Genomic DNA, 18,961 nt, shown 5'->3' with positions numbered 1-18,961 from the left:
CGCGGGCCGCAGGCGAGGCCCGGCCGAGATCAGGTGATATGGAAGATGAAATCGCTGCCCTTGAGGTTGGCGGCAATCACGCTCTTCAGCAGCAGCGACTCGTGCTCGGTGATCGGCGCGCCCTCCAGGGGCTGTACCTGCTGCTGCCAGGTGACCAGCGTGTCGTGGGAGTCCTGCTGCTGGACGATGGTGAGATTGTTGATGGAGTTGACACTCGAAAACTGCCGCAGGTCGATCTTGTCGAGGCCCTCGGTGAAGTCCGTGATGGTGTGCGAGAAGTCAGTGACTGGTTGCCCGTTCTCACCGAACAGCACGCCCGGCGCGAACACGAACTGATCCTTGGCGTCGCCGCCGGTCAGCGTGTCGTTCGTATCGGTGGCGAAGATGACGTCTTTGCCGCTGGTGCCTTGCAGGCTGATGCCCTGGCCGTTGTCGCCGGCCTCGTTGAAGATGAAGTGGACGGTGTCGAACAGGCCCGTGGTCTTGTCCGTCACCGTCAGCGTGATCTGGTCGGTTTCGGGCGGGATGGCTCCTGGAATGTAGGTGACGCCATCGGCGAGGGCCGAGTTGATATCGTCTAAGTTGCCGCAAGCCGTCCCCGGATCAACGCTGCTGTCCGGATCATGCCCGGTTACAGCCGTGATCCTGAAATCGTCGGTCGCGGCGCCAGAATCGGTATCGACGACCGAGAGACCGGTGATGGCATCGGTATTACCTTCGTTGTTGTGCCGGACCTGGAAGCTCTCGGTGTTGATGACCGGGCCGCCGTCATGGTCGACGGCGAAGGACACCGTCGCGGTCGAAGTCTTGATACCGTCGGAGATCGTGTAGGCGAAGCTGTCGGAACCGAAATAGTCCGTAGCCGGCGTATAGGTGATGATGTTGCCGTTGAGCGTAACGGTGCCACCATGGGCGCTTTGACCGAAGAGATCGCCGACCGACGTGACGGTGATGGGATTGCCTGCGGAATCGGTATCGTTCGCCAACAGTTGCGCCGTGGTCAGCGTGGTCCCAACATTCTCCTTGAATGCGACCTGACCGCCTTGGCCACCCCATTCCTCTATGAAGTACCGGCCGCCCGCGTCGCCTGGTGCATCATTCCAGCCACCGTTCGCGCCATCGTCGACGCCTTCAATATGGACGTACTGCGTGCTCGACCCCAACCCGCCGTTCGGCTCGTTGCTATCGAGCCGCCAATGCGTGTAGCCGAATGCCGAGCCCGACTCGGGACCGGTCAGCCAGGAGAAATGGGCGCCGGTACCGTCGGTATCGTCAGTGCTTCCGCCGCCGATCCAGGCGCGGTAGCCCACGGAAAGCCCCTGGACGATATCCTGCTCGCCTTGGCTGGTGATGGTAGCCAGATAGGCTCCGTCGGATTCAGCCTGCGTCTTCGCGTCGCCCCAACTCAGCTCGGTGGTCACGAGCCGATAGTAGTGACCATTGTCGGTGTCGAGCATCCAGCCTGCATCGGCCGAAGGCGGCGTCGCGTTGTCCAGCGTGTCGCCGTTCGCAACCAGCACATCCGGCGGAACCGTAACATCGATGCTGACCGAAGCGGCCTGGTCCGACACCGGCGTGGTGCCGCCATGGCCGATGCCGACGCTCGTGATATCGATCGAGACCGGAGAGCCGGCGCTGATCCCACCGGTGTAGGTGTCGTCGAGCGCATGGACGTCGAGCGAGCCGGGCGTGCCGCTGAAGCCGTCGGCCGGCACGAACCGGATCAGCGTATCGGTGCTCAGCACGAGCGCAGTCGTATCGCTGACGCCGGCAATGTCGATCCACTGGTCGGAGCCGGCGATTTCGTACTGCCAGACTCCCTGATCCGAAGTGGTACTATCCGCGCTAACCGCGACGGCCTGGAAGCTCGCGCCGTCGTCGGCGTCGTGGAACTTGCCCGCAAAGAGATCGCTGACTGTGGAGCCAGCCGGATCGCTGTTATCGCCACTGACCGAGGCCAGCGTCGCGTCACCCAGAGTCGGTGCATCGTTGCTGCCGGCGATGTTGAAAGTGAGGACGCCGTTGCCGGTGCCGGCCGGAGTGTGGCTGTCCTCGGGCACGATCGTGTACCGCAGCGACAGCGTGTGGCCGGCGGCGAGAAAGTCGAAGGCCTCGCTGCCTGAATTGAAATCCCACGTAAACGCGGCGTGGGTGGCGGTGCCATCGAGAATGCTCCCGGGCTGCACGGCCAGATAGTTGAGCAGCGTCGCGCTCGAGGGCTCGCCGACATAGCCGGTCTGGAGCACATCGTCCAAATAGATATCGAGATGATCGACCGCGACCGTGACGTGATCGGTGGCATCGGCATCCGAAACCGTCAGCGTACCGTGCTTCACCAGTTCCGTATTCGTCTCGAGCAGATCCGCGCCGGAATGGTCGTTCGTTTCCGCCGTGATCACGGGCGCGTCGTTCTTGCCGGTGATCGTGATCGTGACGTCGGTTGTGCCCGTCTTGCCGTAATCGGCCGTGATCGTGATGGTGGAAATCACCTTCGCGGTCTGGTCCTTGGCGAGGAAGTCCAGCGCGCCGTCGGCGATCGAATAGCTCCAGGTGACGGTGCCATTGTTCAGCCCGGCCTGCGGCAGAAGCGTCAGCCCGCTCTTGAGCGCCGCGATCTCGTCAAGAGAGAGCGACGAGGTGAGGTTAGTGCTGTGATCGGCGCCAAGCGAGGTCACGACCTGGCCGGTGATCTGTGCCGTCGGCAGGTCGGTCAAATCGATGTCGGTGAAGTGGATGGCGCCGGTCGCGGGCGTTGACGTATCGGAGGTGGCGAAGTCGCCGGTGGCGTCCGCCTGCTCGGAGACGCCCCCCGCCAACACGCCGCCGGCGGTGAAGGCCGGCACGTGGTCATCGGTCATCGTGATCAGCGTGTGGCCGGTGCCGTCGTCGCTGCCGGCGAAATGGGCATTGCTGTAGTCGGCGCCGGCCAGGTTCAGGCTGATGTGATTGCCGTCCGCATCCGTCACCGTCAGCACGCCGCCGGTCGCGGGATTGGAGTTTGCAACATAGACCGCGCTGGTGCCGAGCCCGTATTTGATGGTCGACAGGTCTATCGTGTCGTTCGTGGACAGCGCGCCGATAGAGCCGCCAAAGGCTGACGTATCGATCTGAAGATGGGCGCCGTCGCCGTCGAGTGTGATCGTCTGCGTGACCGTGCCGTCGAGCTTCAGCAACGCGCCGGCGTCGACGGTGACCGAGCCCGAGCCCGACAACGAGCCGAACAGCGTCAGCGCCCCGTCATGGACCTCGATGCTGCCGGCATTGGCGATTGTGCCCGTGATGGACGCCGTGCCCCAACTGTCGATGGTCGCGTAATTCTCGACGCTCAGCCCGGTCCCGGAGATCGACGCGCCATGCAGATCGATGGCACCGTGGTTGACGATCGACGACGCGTTGCCGAAGACGCCCGTGCCGGCGACCGTCCAGGTGCCGCCGAGCTCATTGTTGAATGTCGCGGTGGCAACCGAGATATTGCCGTTGATGTGGCCGGCATTGTTGATCGTGATGGCGCCGCCGGTCTCGACGATGGCGTAGGTCGCAGCGGTCACGGTCGAGGCGACGGCCGGTCCGATCGTTCCGGTGGCGGAATTGTCGATCTGCGCGCTGCCGGTCGCGTTCTCCTGGATGAAGATCGCCGCATGGGCGCTCGGGGCCACGATCGATCCCGTATTGGTGATATGGGTCGAGCCGGTCGCGCCCACTTCGTTCTGCGTCACGCTGATGCCGGCGAGGCTCGTGCTGGTGATATTACCGTGATTGACGATGGTGACGTCGCCGCTGCCGTTGGCGATGGCAGACACGCCTACTGCGCCGGTAGCGGCGCCATTATTGGTGACGCTGACGTCGCCGCCACCGTGATCGAAGGCGCCGATCGCGGTACCCGCGGCTGCAATCGAAGATGTCGCACCGGTCGTGACCGTAATGTTGCCGGCACCCCAGGTGAACGCCTCGATGCCGTAGCCCGCATCGGCAATAATCGTTGCATCGCTCGTAACGGTGACGTCGCCCTTGACCGCATTCGAGAACGTGCCGGTCCCGCCGGGCTTATAGCCGGCGATGATCCCGCCGGGAGTGGTGCCGTCGTTATTCGAGGTCGAGCCGGAGTGGATCGTGCCATGGGCCTCGACGGAGATCGTGCTGCCGAGGCCGCCAGCGATCGCAGTGGCGTAGTTGACCGCCACGATGCCGGTGCTGCCGGACGTGATGCTGTCGCCGTTCGCCATGGTAACGCTGACGTCGCCCGCATCAATGCTGTAAGCCCTGATGCCGTAGCTCGTCGCACCCGAGATCGTAACGTTTGCGCCAAGCGTGACCGTCACGTCACCGGTGCCGCCGCTCAATGCCGAGGCGTTGATGCCGACGCTTTGGGTACCGGAGACCGAAATCGTGGTCCCGGCGAAGCTGGTCACCCTGACGTCGCCATTGCCGTAATTGTAGACGTCGATGCCATAGCCCGCCGAGGCGGTGATGTTGGCGTGATTGCTGATGGTGACGGTGCCGTTGACGCTGGTATTGGCGGTCGATCCGGTCGTGGCGCCGGTGTAGCCGGCCTGGATGCCCGCCGGCGTGTTGCCGCTCTGGTTCAGGCCGCTGCCGGAATTGATCGTGCCGTAGGTCGTGACGGTGATGGTGCTGCCGTCCGACGCGTCGATCGAATTTGCCCGATTGACCGCAATGATGGCCGAGCTGCCCGACGTGACGACGCTGGCGGCCTCGGTCGTGACGGTCTCGCTGCCACTGCCGTAGCTGCGCGCACGGATACCGTAGACGGAGCTGCCGGTGATGGTACCGCCGGCGTCAATGGCGATGTCGCCGTTGCCCTGCGTGGTCGCGTCGATGCCATATGCGCCGCCGACAGCGCCGCCGAGCTGGGTGATCGAGATGCCGCCGGCGCTGGCGCTGTTCAAATTCTCGACAAGAACGCCGACCGAATTCGCGCCGGTGCCGGTCGCCTTGCCGGTGAGATTGTTGACGGTGATATCGCCGGCGCCGGTCGCGCTGTCGCGCAGCCAGATGCCGTGGCCGGCGAGGCCCTTGATGTCGCCGGTCGCCGTGAACGAAATATCGCCGGTACCGTTCTGGGTGACCGCGACGCCATTGGCCGCGCCCGTCAGTGCACCGGTGGGCGTGAGAACGATGTTGGCGGGCGCTGCTGATGTGCCGCCCGATGCGGTGAAGTCGAGTGCATCGCCGCTCGATGTCGTGATATCGGCCGCGCCCTTGATCGTGAACGTGCCGGCTTTCGTCGACTGACCGGCAATGGTGCCGGTGAAGCTCTGGCCCGCCACCTTGTCGAGCTGGAGCGTATCGGTGCCGCCGGCAAAGGCAATGGTCTGCGCCGTCGCCCCCGCGAGCTCGAGCGTCGCGCCGTTATCGATGGTCACCGAGCCGACACCGCTGAGGCCACCGGCAAGGTTGAGCGTGCCGGCTTGGACTTCGATGGCGCCGGTGTTCGTGACCATTGCCGAAACGGTATTGGAGCCGGATACGCCGTAGAGATTGCCGGCATTGCTCAGGCTGCCGCCATTGATCGAAACGTCGGTCAGATAGAGTTTCGAGGTGCCGTCGACCGTGATCGTCCCGCCGGAATTGGTGACGATGACGCTCGCAAGCTTCAGCGTTCCGCCGTGCACCGCCTTGATATCGGCGGAGTTGACGATCAGGTCACCGGAAATATCGAGTTCACCACCATTCGCCTGGATCAGATTGTGGTTGGTGATGGTGTGGAGGATGGCGGGATCAATCGTCAGCGTGCCGCTGGTGACGGTGATCGTGCCGGTGTTGGTGATGTCTGCGTTGTTGATCGCGCTCGTACCAGTCGATTCCAGCGTACCGGCGATCGTCACCGTGCCGCCATCAATGGTCGCGCCCTGGAGATCGAGTGTCGAGCCGGACTCGACCGAGACATGACCGCTGCCGGTGTCGGTCACCGTCATCCCGATCAGCTTCAGTATCCCGTGATTGATCGCCGCCAACGTGCCGGTGTTTGCGATGGCTTCGCCGTTGATGTCGAGCTCGGCGCCATTGGCCCGGAGGATGCCGCCATTCGCGATCGAGGTTGCGGAACTCGTCGCGAACAGCGTCAACGCGCCCAGGGTTGCCTCGATCAGATAGTTGTTCGAGATGTTGGCGTTGGTAATCGCAGTTGTGCCAGTCGAATTCAGCGTGCCCGAAACATTGAGCGCGCCGCCGGTCAGGCTTACACCGTTCAACGTCAGCTTGCTGCTCGCATCGACCTTGACCGTGCCATGATTGGCGATTGCGGTGCCAGCAACAGTCACGTCGTCCAGCGTCAGTATGACGCCGCTCTCAACCGTTACGGCGGTGGTGCTCAGCGTCGCCGATTGATCGATCTTACTGCTGCCAATGACATCGATCGTGCCGGTGCCGTTGACGGCGCCGCCCGAAATCTCCGTGCCGGACAGTGTCAGCGTCTGGCCGCCGTCAACCGTCACCGTGCCGGTATTGGTCACGACGTCATTGAGCAGCGTCGCAGCGCCGGCGATCTCCAGCAGGCCGGTATTGGCGACCGCGCCACCCTGGATGCTGGCGCCGTCCTTGAGCTTGACGGTGTTGTCGAGCTCGATGCCGCCATTGCCCGTGATCGCCGAGCCCGACACCGTGATGCCGTCCAGCGTCAGCTGGGCATTGGCGCTAACTGTGGCCGTGCTCAGCGTCGCGCCGCCGTCGATCTTGCTGGCACCCGTGACGTCGATCGTGCCGAGACCGTCGATCGTACCGCCGCTGATCGTGGCGCCATTGGTCGTCAGCTTGCCGTTGGCGTCCACCGTGACGTTGCCGGCATTCGCAATCGTCGAGCCCTGGTCGATCGTCAGTGCGCCGTTCGCCAGCACTTCGATCGTGCCAGTGCTCGCATTCGTGATCGTCTCATGGTGCAGCGCGTTGCCGGTGCCGCTGACCTTAAAGGCCGCATTGTTGTTCAGGATGCCGCCGCTCAGAACGGCGTTGCCGGTGAGATCGATCTCGCCGTTGCCGGTGACCGTGCCGGTGCCGTTGATCGTCGCGCCGTTGACCGTCAGCTTGCCGTTGGCATCGACCGTGATGTTGCCGGTGTTGGCGACAGTTGAACTCTGGTCGATCGTCAGCGCGCCGTTCGCCAGCACTTCGATCGTGCCGGTGGTCGAATTCGTGATCGTCTCGTGGTCGAGCGCATTGCCGGCACCGCTGACCTTGAAGGCCGCGTTGTTGTTCAGGATGCCGCCACTCAGCACCGCAGCGCCGGTCAGATCGATCTCGCCGTTGCCCGTGACAGTCCCGGGGCCGCTGATCGTGGCCCCGCTCACCGTCAGCTTGCCGGTGGCGTCCACGGTGACGTTGCCGGTATTAGTGACCGTCGAACCCTGGTCGATCGTCAGCCAGCCATTCGCCAGCACCGTGATCGTGCCGCCGGACGTGTTTGCGACGGTCTCGTGGGCGAACTCCGCCGTGCCCTTGACGTTGACCGCGCCTGAATTGTTCAGCGTGCCGTCCTTGAGGACGCTGGTGCCGTCGAGTTCCAGCGTGCCGGCGATGGTGACCGTGCCGCCGCTGATGGTGGCGGTGTCGACGATCAGCGTCGTGCCGGCATCGGCCTTCAGTGTGCCGCCGGCATTGTTAATTCCGGCGAGCGTCTTCAGCGTGCCGGCAAACAGCTCAGTCGTGCCGGAATTGGTGATCGTGGTGCCGCCGGCGAAATCGCCACCGCCCTTGAGCGTCAGATAGCCGGCGTTGGTGAGCACGCTACTGTCCAGGAACTCGGCCTTGCCACCAACCGAGATCGTGCTTGCCGTAAAATTGGTGAGCTTCGAATCGGCCTTGAGGCTGATCTCGCCCGCAATCGTCAATGCACTCTTGTTGATGACTTCCGGTGCCCTGTGGCCGACGGTAGTATCATAGTCGTTCATCGTGATCGACTTGGCATAAGCAGCCGCGTCGATCGTCACCGGATAGGATGGCGTCAGCCCGTGCAGCTGATCGGTGATGACGATGACGTCGTCATTGATGGTGGGGACCGTGCCGGTTGCCCAGTTGGCCGCATCCTTCCAGAAGCCGCCCGAGGGAGCGCCGGGCTTGTCGGTCGCGATCCACACCACGGCGGGAGCGTCGGTGCCGGTGATCGTGACGGTGATGGTCTGCTGGGAGGTGGCGCCTTGCGCGTCCTTGAGCGTCACGGTGTAGACCAGCGTCAGCACCTCACCCTTGGGGATGAAGTCGGCGAGGTAGACCGGCAGGTCGGCCAGTGACCAATTGATGGTGCCGGTGCCGTCACCGGTGCTGTCGGCGCCCGCCGCAATCACGACCGACATCGCACTCTGGAACGCCGCGAGTGGGCCCGGCGGAACGGTGCCATCGGGCAGGGTCGCGCTGGTCAACGCCACCGACACCGTATGCTTGTCGGTGAGATCGACGTCGTCGAAGCTCAGCGTGCCCGTCGTCGGCACATCGCTGGTGAGCGGGCCACCGGGCACGCTGGTACCGCCTTCGAAGGTGATGACCGGCACGCTGGTGGTGATTACCGGCTTGTCGTTGGTGCCGGTGATCGTGATGGTGATGTCGATGAACGAGGCTTCGGGATTGACCGAGAAATTATTGTCGACGCGGACCTTGTAGGTCAGCGTCAGCGTTTCTCCAGCCGCGAGGAAGTCGAAGACGTGGTCGGGGATCGTGTAGGTCCAAACGGCCGAGCCGTTGTTGCTGTTGCCAGCGTCGGCCACGACCTGGATCTCGATCTGCGTTGCCGCGATGTCCTGCTTCTGGAGTGCAGAGAGCGTGCCAGTGACGTCCTGCTCGCCGGCGGTCTTGTAGACGTAGTTCGGCGCGCCGCCGAGGCTTATGCTTACCGTCGGTCGATCGCCCAGGTTTTGGTCGACGAAGGTGATCCGGCCGGAGATCGTGTCGGAAGCCACGGTGTCGCCGGTCGTGTCCGCACGGTCCCCGGTCGCGTTCGCGTGCTCGGTCAGCGCGAACGCCGTCTTCACATTGCCGTTGGAGTCGAGGCTTTGACGCAGGGGCGGGCCGGGAATGCGGGTGCTGGTCGCCGGATCATGGCCGGTCCCCGGCGATGTCGGCTCAGGGAGATGCGTGAAGGTCGCGGTCGCGGTGGCACCGGTATCCGTCTTGATGAAGACAACGTTGCCGGTCTGCGTGATCGAGTCGGTGAAGTTCTGGGTCAGCTTGGTGTTGCTGTTGTTGTCCGTGAACTTCAGCGTGAACACGTCTGTGATCAGCTTCTGGATGTCCGGTGACATCAGCGCATTGGAGATCGAGACGTTACCGCCGCTGATCTGGATCATCTGGCCGGCCTGGTTGACCGTCGCGATCGGCAGCAGCGTGACCTTGTCGAACAGGATGTAGGAGCCCGTCGTGCCGTTCGGCTCGACCAGCACCTGGAAGCTCGCCTGCGGCTGCGGATCGCCGCCGCCGGCGGGAACGACGAAATTGATCTGGCTCAGCACCGCCGTGCCACGGATGCCCATCGTGGCGACCGGCGTGTCGACCTTCATGTCGCCGTGCTTGGCGGTCTCGCCGGCAACGAAAGTGATGGTGCCCGCGACCAGACTGAGCAGCGAGGAATTGTTCGACCCGTTGGGGTCGTAGACCATCTCGTTCAGCACCATCCGCGCATTGGAGGACAGGCCGAACACCGTGCCGTCGATGAACGTGATGCCGAGCGTCGAGTCGCCACCGGTCGAGACCACGTCGCCCTTCTCGACGTTGTCGCCGTTGTTCAGGATGACGGAGACGCCGTTACGGACCGCGGTCGCGCTGCCGGAGAGCTTGGTGACGTGGCCGATGACCTGCGCGGCGGCAATGCCGGAGGCGGCCTGCGCGTATTGCACATGGCCGGTGAGTGCGTTGACGACGTCGCCGGTGAGGTGTGCGCCGTCAGGCGAAGCGATCGCCGCGCGCTTGTCGCCCCTGAAATAATCGTGAACGACGAAATCGTGCCCATCATGGGACAGCACGAGGTCGAGACCGGCGCGCTTGAAATCGCCGTTGAAGATCAGGTTCGGGTCGGGAACGACGAACGCGCCATCAGGCACGTGACCGTGCGCCTTGGCGGTAAAGGAATCGACATGGCCATCGGCGGGCGATCGGGAACCCAAGCCGTCCAAGGAAATCGCGGCGTCAAATTTGCCAGCGTAATTCAATCCGGGCACCAAAAAAGGAGTTAAAATCTAAGTAAGTATCGCTCGCCTAAACTTGCATATCATTACCAAGTCCTTAGCGAAACCACCTATTGCTTGTGTGATTTGGCATCACCAAGCGGTCGATGCTCTCAGGCGGCTGGGCGCCTGCAGAGAAGCCAAAGTAATTTTTGGAATACTCATAAGTAAAATAGCGCTTATTTTCGCTCATTTCCAGTAACCCCATGTATTCCGTTGTAGAAATCCTACAATAGATACTTATGTCATCTTTTGTTTGTGGATCCCCGCACCACCCTGCGGCAAATACGGAGCCAAATCTGTGATCCAATTAACAGAAGCCGTGAAATAGCGAGCCGTTAGCCATAAGGCGCAGAATCAGTTCCGCGACAACTTGTGCCTGCAATTGGTCCTTCTTCGCGGCAACTGCCGCCCTCCTAGCCGGCGAAACGTAAAATTTTACGCAATTTGAGCAGGCCCATTTCAGCCTGTTGCCCGGTTTTGGGACCCCAGCCGGGCGCGTTAAGCAGAACAAAACCGGCGGCCTCGCACTATCTCCGCGAAAGCAACAAAGCCCGGCACGTGCAGGTCGAGGGGGACCTGGCGAAGCCGGAAGGGGATGTCAGATGGAGACTGCTGCTCGCTCGCGCGCTTGGCGCGCAATCGTTGTGCTGTGCGGATTGATCCTGCTCGGATCGGCCGCCGAGCTTCGCGCTGGAACACTACTGTCGCCGGGGGCCGGCGTCCTCGTGCGCAAATCCGCCGAGCCGTTCGGCGTGTTCGCCTTCGCTATCTCCGCCGGAAGCCTGCAACAGAAATGGCTCGCGCTGAGGTCCAGGCTCGACGATGACATGGTGCAGCTCGCGCTATGCGACGGCGACCGGGACAATTGCGCGTCGCCTGCTGCGCTGAAACTGCTCGCCATCGTCGACCAGGCCCGCAGCCGTGACGGCCGCGCTCTGCTGGGCGAAACCAATCGCGCGATCAACCTCGCCATCCGTGCCGCCGATGACGGTTCCGAGGACGTCTGGAGCTCGCCGCTCGCGACTTTCGCGCGTGGCGCTGGGGACTGCGAGGACTATGCCATTGCCAAGCTCGCCGCCCTTAAGCTCGCGGGCGTCGCCGCCGAAGATCTCCGCATCGTCGTCGTGCGCGACATCCGCGCCGGCGAACAGCATGCGGTTGCCGCTGCACGGCTCGACGGCCACTGGCTGATGCTCGACAACCGCCGCATGGCAATGGTCGAGGACGACGCTGCGCGGAGCTATCAGCCGTTGTTCGTCCTCTACCAGTCGGCCGTGCTGAAATATGTCGACGAACCCGTGCGGTTCTCGATGGTCGCCGCCGAGGCGCGTTGATTTTCTTATAGGCCGGGGTGGAGCCGCCGGGTCGGCGCACAGCGCCGCCCGACGACGGGCTCCGCGAAATCCGGGGCCGCTGCCGCCTGTCGCACGAATCCCGGATTGCGCTGCGCTCCATCCGGGCTACCAGCACAAAGTACGCTTACCCACAAACCCATTCCACAGCGCGATCCAGGACGCTAGCATGGCCGCGGCTATGCGGGGGCGACTGGAATGCGGTTCATCGTGCTGACTATGCTTGCGCTACTGGCCTTGCCGGCGGCTCCAGGCTTCGCGCAATCCAGCCCGTCCGACCGCTCCGTCGCCGACAGGCTACCGCTGTTCGCCAGGAACAACTGCCAGCAGATCCGCGATCCCGGTAATCAATTGTTCTGCGGTGATGCAGAGCTTGCCGCCGCCGCCGAGAAGCTGAGTACGGGAATCGAGGCGCGGCTTGCCCGCCTGCCCGATCGCCTGCCTGGGATCGAGGAGAACGCGATCTGGGTTCGCCAGCGCAACCTCGGTTGCGGCATCGTCGGCCAGACCGCGATCCGCACTGACGATTTCGACCGGGTGAAGGCATGTCTTCTCAAGGTGACCGATGAGCGCGCCGCGATCGTGCGCGATCAGGATTTCGACTGTCTCGCGGCCAACACCGCCGCGGGCGCGCTGATCTGTGCGGACCCGTCGCTGGCGCTTGCCGAGACCGAGTTGAACAGCCAGGTTCTCGGCCTGATCGGCAAGCTCGATCCGACCGCGGCCCGCTTTGCCTTCGCCGAATATGGCCGGTGGACGCGAGAGCGCGATCGCAAATGCAATCTGGTCGGCAAGGAGAACGTGCCGCTCGGGGAGCTCGAATCCGCGGAGGACTGTCTCGCCGGCTATCTGAAGCACAAGGCCGACGAGATTGGCGCGGCGAAAGGCGATCCGAAGAAGGTGTTCGGCCGGCAGGTCGCAGCCCGCGCGCCCGACACCGATGCCGTCGATTTCTGCGCCGCGCGAATCCACGCGGCCAATTCCTGCGGCAACTTCCTCCGCATCAACCGCGTCTACGCGCTCGACAGCCAGGTGGGCGAGCAGGAAGCGCAAGTCACGGGCGAAATCGAGATGGCCGTGCTGGCGCCCTTCGCCACCTGCAGCAAGATCGCCACGACGTGCACGGGCACCTGCTGGAACGCCACAACGGGTCGTCCGCAGCCTGGCGTCGGCAACAAGGAGCGCTCCGCAGACGCCTTCAACGTCACACGCCGCCTGCGGATCCAGCGCACCTTTGCGTTTGTGAAAGCTGCCGACGGCTGGCGCTGCCGGGAAGACGAACTGGCCCCGGTGAATTCAGGCACCGCCAGTGGGGGATCGTAGGGCTGTGTGCTCTCCCTCTCCCCGTTCTTACGGGGTCGCGACGAGCTTCGCTGGCGCTGAGAGGGTTGGAGTGAGGGGCTGCTTCAGCGAATCCGGTGACGTTAGACTCGCGGAGAGCCCCCTCACCCGGAATTTGCTGCGTAAATTCCGGCCTCTCCCCGCATGCGGGGAGAGGCGAAGAAATCAAAACATCAGATTGTCCTTCACCAGAACCCAGCGGCCGCCCTTGACCTGCTGCACCTGGGTGATGGTGTTGGCGAGGTGGTCGGTCTTGGAGAATTTGGTCGGCGGCGAGTTGAAGATGTCGAGGAATTTGTCGCCCGATTCCAGCGCGTCCAGCATCTTCTGGCCGGTCAGATCCTTGCCCGCCTTGTTGGCGTAGAACGCAAACGTCGTCACCGCATTGTAGCCGATGATCGCCTGGGTGTTGGCATCGGTGTTGAACATCTTCTTGTAGTTGATGAGCCAGTCGTGGACCTTGCCCTTGGCGGTGTCCTCGTAGGGGATCTCGAAGCCGCTCGCCGCATAGAGGCCCTCGACGGCGTCCTTGCCGAGTGCCGGCACTTCCAGCACGTTGGTCGGCGTCGCCCCCAGGAAGGTGACGTCCCAGCCGAGCTTCTTCGCCTCCGTCATCGCGCCGATGGTCTCGCGGATCACGGTGCCGAGCACGACGAGGTCGCAGCCGTCGGACTTCATCTTGGCGATCTGCGCGCTGAAATCGGAGGCGCCGCGCTTGTAGCTCGTCACCGACGCCGGCTGCAGCTTCATGGCCGTCAATTGCTGGGTGAAGCCGTCGAGCACGTTCTTTCCATACTCGTCATCCTGATGCATGATGCAGGGCTTCTGGAAGTTCTTCCACTCCACCATGTATTTCAGCGCGGCGCGTGTGCTCTCGACATAGGGCAAGAGGTTGTTGAACTTCAGCCGCTCCTGCGGCTTGGCCGGGTCGAATTTGAAGGTGAACTCGGCGGCGGTCAGCGGGAAGAGCTGGAGCACGCCGGCATCGAACAGGATGTCCTGCGCGGCGAGCGTCGGCGCCGATCCCATCGAGCCGATCATTGCAAATATCTTGTCGCGCTCGACCATCTTCTGGGACGCCAGCACGCCCTTCTTCGGATCGTAGCCGTTGTCCTCGAGGATCATCCTGATCTTGCGGCCATTGATGCCGCCGGCCGCGTTGATTTCCTCGACCGCCATCTTCATGCCGTTGGAGACCGGCACGCCCCAGACCTTGATCGGCCCCGACAGATCCTGATGGGTGCCGATGACGATCTCGGAGGCCGAGATGCCTTCATTGGTGACCTTGGTCTGCGCCGCGGCAGGCAGACAGGTGAGCACCACCGCGCCTGCCGCAAAGCCGAACGTTCTCAACGATCTCGACATTGACGTCTCCTCTCCTTGGGGCCCTTATGATGCGAAGGGTGGGGCCATCACTCCTTCGCTGTTATTCAAACAGGATTGTTCAAGCCACCGCCCGCGTCGGATACATTGCGTCGATCTCGGCGGCATAGCGCTTGTTCACGAAGCCACGCTTCAGCTTCATGGTCGGCGTCAGCTCCTCGTCCTCCGGAGTGAGTTGCCGTTCGATCAGATAGAATCTCTTGATAGTCTCGACGCGGGCGAAATTGGCATTGACCGCTTCGATCTCGCGCCAGATCAGGTCCTGGATCTCCGCCGCGCGGCACAGGCTGGCATAATTGGTGAAGGGGATGTCGTGGTCCTGCGCGAACTTCTCGACATTCTCCTGGTCGATCATCACGAGGCAGGTGAGGTATGGCCGCTTGTCGCCGATCACCACGGAATCCGAGATGTAGGGCGAGAATTTCAGCTGATTCTCGATCTCAGACGGCGTGATGTTCTTGCCGCCCGAGGTGATGATGATGTCCTTCATCCGGTCGGTGATGCGGACGAAGCCCTCATTGTCGATGGTGCCGACGTCGCCGGTATGCAGCCAGCCGCGATGGTCGATGGTCTCTGCTGTCCTCTCCGGCTGGTTCAGATAGCCCATGAACAGGAAGTCGCCCCTGATCAGGATCTCCCCGTCGGACGACAGCGCCACTTCACCCCACGACACCGCCTTGCCGACCGAGCCGAACTTGATCCGCTCCGCCGGCATCATGGTGGCGACCCCGCAATTCTCGGTCTGGCCGTAGACCTCATGAATGTCGATGCCGAGCGCGAGATACCAGCGGATCAGCTCCGGTGCGATCGGCGCCGCGCCGGTGAAGGCGATGCGGCAACGGTCGAGCCCGATCATGCGGCGAATGTTGCGGAATGCGAGCCGGTAAGCGATGCCGTTCGCGATACGCAACGACAGCGGCGGCGGTTTCGCTTCGATCCTGCAATCGACCATGCGATAACCGATATCGATGGCGCGGCGGTAGACCCATTGCTGCAGCGGCGTCGCGTCCTTTAGGGCGATAGTGATCGCGGAATAGAATTTCTCCCAGATCCGCGGCACCGCGAGGAAGATGGTCGGCTGCACCTCGCGCAGATTGTCCGGCACGGTCTCCGGACTCTCGGCAAAATTCATCACCGAGCCGAGCGCGACCGAGATGTAATAGCCGCCAATCCGTTCGGCGACGTGGCAGAGCGGCAGGAAGATCAGCCGGTCCTCGTTCTCGCGCGCCGGAATGAAATCGTTGGCGTGCCGCATCTGGTGCGTGACGCTGCGGTTGGCGTGCATGGCGCCCTTGGGCGGGCCCGTGGTGCCGGATGTATAGACGAGGACCGCGAGATCGCTCGCACTGCGACTGTCGACCATTTCCTGCCATAGCGCGTCACGGCCGGCCATGTGGTTGCGCCCGAGCGCGCGGAACTCTTCGAGCGACATCACTATGTCGTCGGAGAAGCCGCTGAGGCCCTCCATGTCGAACACGATGATCTTTCGCAGAGAGGGACAGCGTGCGCGACAGGCCAGGACCTTGTCGAGCTGCTCCTCGTCCTCGGCGAAGATCACTTTCGTCCGGGAATCGTTGACGAGATATTCGACCTGGGATGAGGCATCGGTCGGATAGATGCCGGAGGAGACGCCGCCGGCGCACAGAATGCCCATGTCGACATGGACCCATTCCGGCACTGCGTTGGCGATGATGGAAGCAACGTCGCCGGGTCTGAAGTCGATGGCGTGCAGCGCGTAGGCGATCTCCTTCGAGATCTCCAACCATTCGCGCCAGCTGGTCGGCTGCCAAATCCCGAATTTCTTCTCGCGTATAGCCGGCCTGTCGCCCCGCGTTTCCGCGGCGCGCAAAAAGCTCTTCGCGATCGTGTCAGCGACCGTCAGCACCGCCGGTCGGGCCATTCACGTCTCCTCCTTGTCGCATTCCCCTCCGCTGCCTGCCTTGCCGGCGGTCTATTGTTTCGGACGGGTCTCCCGATCTAACGCCAATTCTTCCTTCAACGCCAAGGCTTGCTTCAACGCCAAGTCTTCTTCTTTTTCCAGCGCCGCTCGCCTCGTGCGCCCGCTTCCTTGGCGCCAAGATAGAATTCCTGGATGTCCTTCGAATGCATCAAACGGTCGCAGCTGTCGTTCATCACGATCCGGCCGATTTCCAGCACATAGCCATAATGCGCCGTCTCCAGCGCCACCTTGGCGTTCTGCTCGACCAGCAGGATCGACATGCCCTGCTCCTCGTTGACGCGGCGTATGATAGCGAAGATCTCCTTCACCAGGATCGGCGACAGCCCGAGCGAGGGCTCGTCGAGCAGCAACAGCGTCGGCCGGTTCATCAGCGCGCGGCCGATTGCGAGCATCTGCTGCTCGCCGCCGGAGAGCTGTCCGGCCGGCTGGTTGATGCGCTCCTTCAGCCGCGGGAAATAGCCGTAGACGCGCTCCAGATCCTCGGCAACGCCGTCACGATCCTTGCGCGGATAGGCGCCCATCATCAGGTTCTCGCGCACGGAGAGGAACGGGAACACCTCGCGTCCCTCCGGCACATGGCTGAGACCCAGCCGCACGATCCTGTCCGCCTCCATGCGCTGGATCGACTTGCCCATGAACTCGATGGCGCCCTTCTGCGGATCGAGAATGCCCGAGATCGTCTTGAGCACCGTGGTCTTGCCGGCGCCGTTGGCGCCCAGCAGCGTGACGATGCGGCCGCGCGGCACTTCGAGCGAGATGCCGCGGATCGCCATGATCGGCCCGTAATAGCTCTCGATGTTGGAGAGTTTCAGGATGATGTCTGGTGTCACCACGGCATCCATCGCGTCAGGCTCCCAGATAGGCGGCGACGACATCGGGGTGCTGCTGCACCTCAGTGGGCGAGCCCATCGCCAGCACCCGGCCGTAGTTCAGGGCGATGACGCGGTCGGAGACGCGGTTGACCAGTGACATGTCGTGCTCGACCATGAGCACGGTGACGCCGAGCTCGCTCTTGAGGTCGCGGATCCAGAACGACATGTCGTCGGTCTCCTCCACGTTGAGGCCGGAGGACGGCTCGTCGAGCAGGATCAGCTTCGGCTCCGAGCATAGTGCGCGCGCCAGCTCGATCACCTTGCGCACGCCGTAAGGCAGACCCGAGATCAGCTTGTCGCGGTAGGGTTCGAGATCGAGGAATTCGATGACTTGCTCGACCCTGCGGCGATGCACCTTCTCGTCGGCCCGTACGCCCGGCAGGAACAACAGTTCCTGCCAAAGCTGCGTGGTCGAATGCCGGTGGCGTCCGACCAGCAGGTTCGACAACACCGTCGCGTTCTCGAACAGCTCGATGTTCTGGAACGTGCGGGCGATGCCGAGCCTTGCGATGTCGTGGGGCGGCTGCTCCGTGATGTCCTGATCCTCGAAGAAGATGCGGCCGGAGGTCGGCCGGTAGATCCGCGAAATCAGGTTGAAAATCGAGCTCTTGCCGGCGCCGTTCGGCCCGATGATCGAGAGGATCTCGCCCCTCTCGACCGCGAAAGACACCGCATCGACGGCCTTCAGCCCGCCGAAATGCAGCGACAAGCTCTCGGCGCGAAAATAGCTCATCGGTTGCGCTCCGACTTCACGTAGATCTTCTGCCGCTTGAAAGTGGCGCGTTTGTAGAGCGGGAACAGCTGGAAGAAGAGTTTGATCTTGAGCCAGCGGCCGTAAAGCCCGAGCGGCTCGAACAGCACGAACAATACGATGATGATGCCGTAGATCGCGCCTTTCAGGCCGTTGAGTGAAGCAAAGGCCGCGACCTTCGACTGGACATTGGCGGCGGTCTGCGTGCCCGCTCCGAAGGTCGCGGCAATGCCGGCGATGATGCCGGGCATGTCGTCCTTGAGGTAGGTCAGGAACGGATCGATCATCACGATGAAGATCGCCCCCAGCACCGCGCCGTGCAGGCTGAAGGTGCCGCCGATCAGGATTACGATGATGAACTCGATCGAGAGTTGGAGCGTGAACATCTCCGGCGAGATGAAGGAGAGCTTGTGCGCGAACAACACGCCGGCGAAGCCGGTGATCGCCGCGGAGATCGCAAAGGACTTCACTTTGTACAGCGCGACGTTGACGCCCATGCTGCGCGCCGCGGTCTCGCTGTCGCGGATCGCGACGAAGGCGCGCCCCGTGGGCGACCGCAGCAAATTGAGCGTGCCGACGATGGTCAGCACCAGCACCGCGAGGCAGAGGAAATAGAAGGTGGGGCTGTCGCGCGAGACGGCGACCCCAAACAGCGACACCGCCTTGATCCGCATGCCCTCGTTGCCGTTGGTGACGCTCTCCCAGCGCGCCAGAATCTCCTCGACGATGAAGGCGAAGGAGATGGTGGCGATGACGAGGTAGATGCCTTGCAGCCGCAGCGCGGGGAAGCCGACCAGCGCACCGATCAGCCCGGTCAGGAGCCCGGCGGCGAGAAAGTAGACCGGGAACGGCACACCATATTTTTGCAAATAAGCCGCCGTATACGCACCGATCGCGAGAAACGCCGCATGCCCGAGTGAGGCCTGCCCGGTGAAACCCGTCAAGATCAACAACGCCACTCCGACCGTCGCGTAGATACAGACGAAGACGAGCTGGCTCATCAGATAGCTGGAGAGCACATAAGGCGCGATCAGCAGCACGGCCAGCAGGAGACCGTACGAGACGTAATAGCCCGAATGCGGAAACAGCCTGATGTCGTCCTCGTAGTCGGTCTTGAACAGGAAGCGCATGCG

8 protein-coding genes are annotated in these 18,961 nt (G+C 63.0%); 2 read left to right on the top strand and 6 right to left on the bottom strand.

Annotated features, from left to right (window positions below):
* Positions 1-29: 29 nt before the first annotated feature.
* Entirely contained in the window at positions 30-10,106 is a 10,077-nt protein-coding gene (locus IVB48_RS30980; RefSeq protein WP_247406053.1) for a cadherin-like domain-containing protein, read from the bottom strand.
* Positions 10,107-10,771: 665 nt separating this feature from the next.
* On the opposite strand from IVB48_RS30980, the gene IVB48_RS30975 reads away from it, so the two are divergent.
* Both IVB48_RS30975 and IVB48_RS30970 read left to right on the top strand, forming a co-directional pair.
* Positions 10,772-11,503: a transglutaminase-like cysteine peptidase gene (locus tag IVB48_RS30975; RefSeq protein ID WP_247406051.1), complete on the top strand. Its 732-nt coding sequence runs from the start codon at positions 10,772-10,774 to the stop codon at positions 11,501-11,503.
* A 216-nt stretch (positions 11,504-11,719) separates the two neighbouring features.
* Entirely contained in the window at positions 11,720-12,844 is a 1,125-nt protein-coding gene (locus IVB48_RS30970) for a lysozyme inhibitor LprI family protein (protein ID WP_247406050.1), read from the top strand.
* A 183-nt stretch (positions 12,845-13,027) separates the two neighbouring features.
* Here IVB48_RS30970 and IVB48_RS30965 read toward each other — a convergent pair whose 3' ends face one another.
* The 5 genes from IVB48_RS30965 to IVB48_RS30945 form a co-directional block, all read right to left on the bottom strand.
* Entirely contained in the window at positions 13,028-14,227 is a 1,200-nt protein-coding gene (locus IVB48_RS30965; RefSeq protein WP_027570084.1) for an ABC transporter substrate-binding protein, read from the bottom strand.
* Positions 14,228-14,306: 79 nt separating this feature from the next.
* Entirely contained in the window at positions 14,307-16,145 is a 1,839-nt protein-coding gene (locus IVB48_RS30960; protein ID WP_247406048.1) for an AMP-dependent synthetase/ligase, read from the bottom strand.
* A 113-nt stretch (positions 16,146-16,258) separates the two neighbouring features.
* Positions 16,259-17,047, bottom strand: a complete 789-nt coding sequence (locus IVB48_RS30955; protein ID WP_247283233.1) for an ABC transporter ATP-binding protein — start codon at positions 17,045-17,047, stop codon at positions 16,259-16,261.
* A gap of 4 nt (positions 17,048-17,051) precedes the next feature.
* A complete protein-coding gene (locus IVB48_RS30950; protein WP_247406045.1) occupies positions 17,052-17,810 on the bottom strand; it encodes an ABC transporter ATP-binding protein in 759 nt (252 codons plus the stop codon).
* Entirely contained in the window at positions 17,807-18,958 is a 1,152-nt protein-coding gene (locus IVB48_RS30945; RefSeq protein ID WP_247283228.1) for a branched-chain amino acid ABC transporter permease, read from the bottom strand. The genes IVB48_RS30950 and IVB48_RS30945 overlap by 4 nt, the downstream gene beginning before the upstream one ends.
* Between the last annotated feature and the right edge of the window lie 3 nt (positions 18,959-18,961).

Source organism: Bradyrhizobium sp. 76 (genome assembly GCF_023073025.1).
Lineage (GTDB): Bacteria > Pseudomonadota > Alphaproteobacteria > Rhizobiales > Xanthobacteraceae > Bradyrhizobium.
This window is presented reverse-complemented; position numbering and strand designations above follow the sequence as displayed.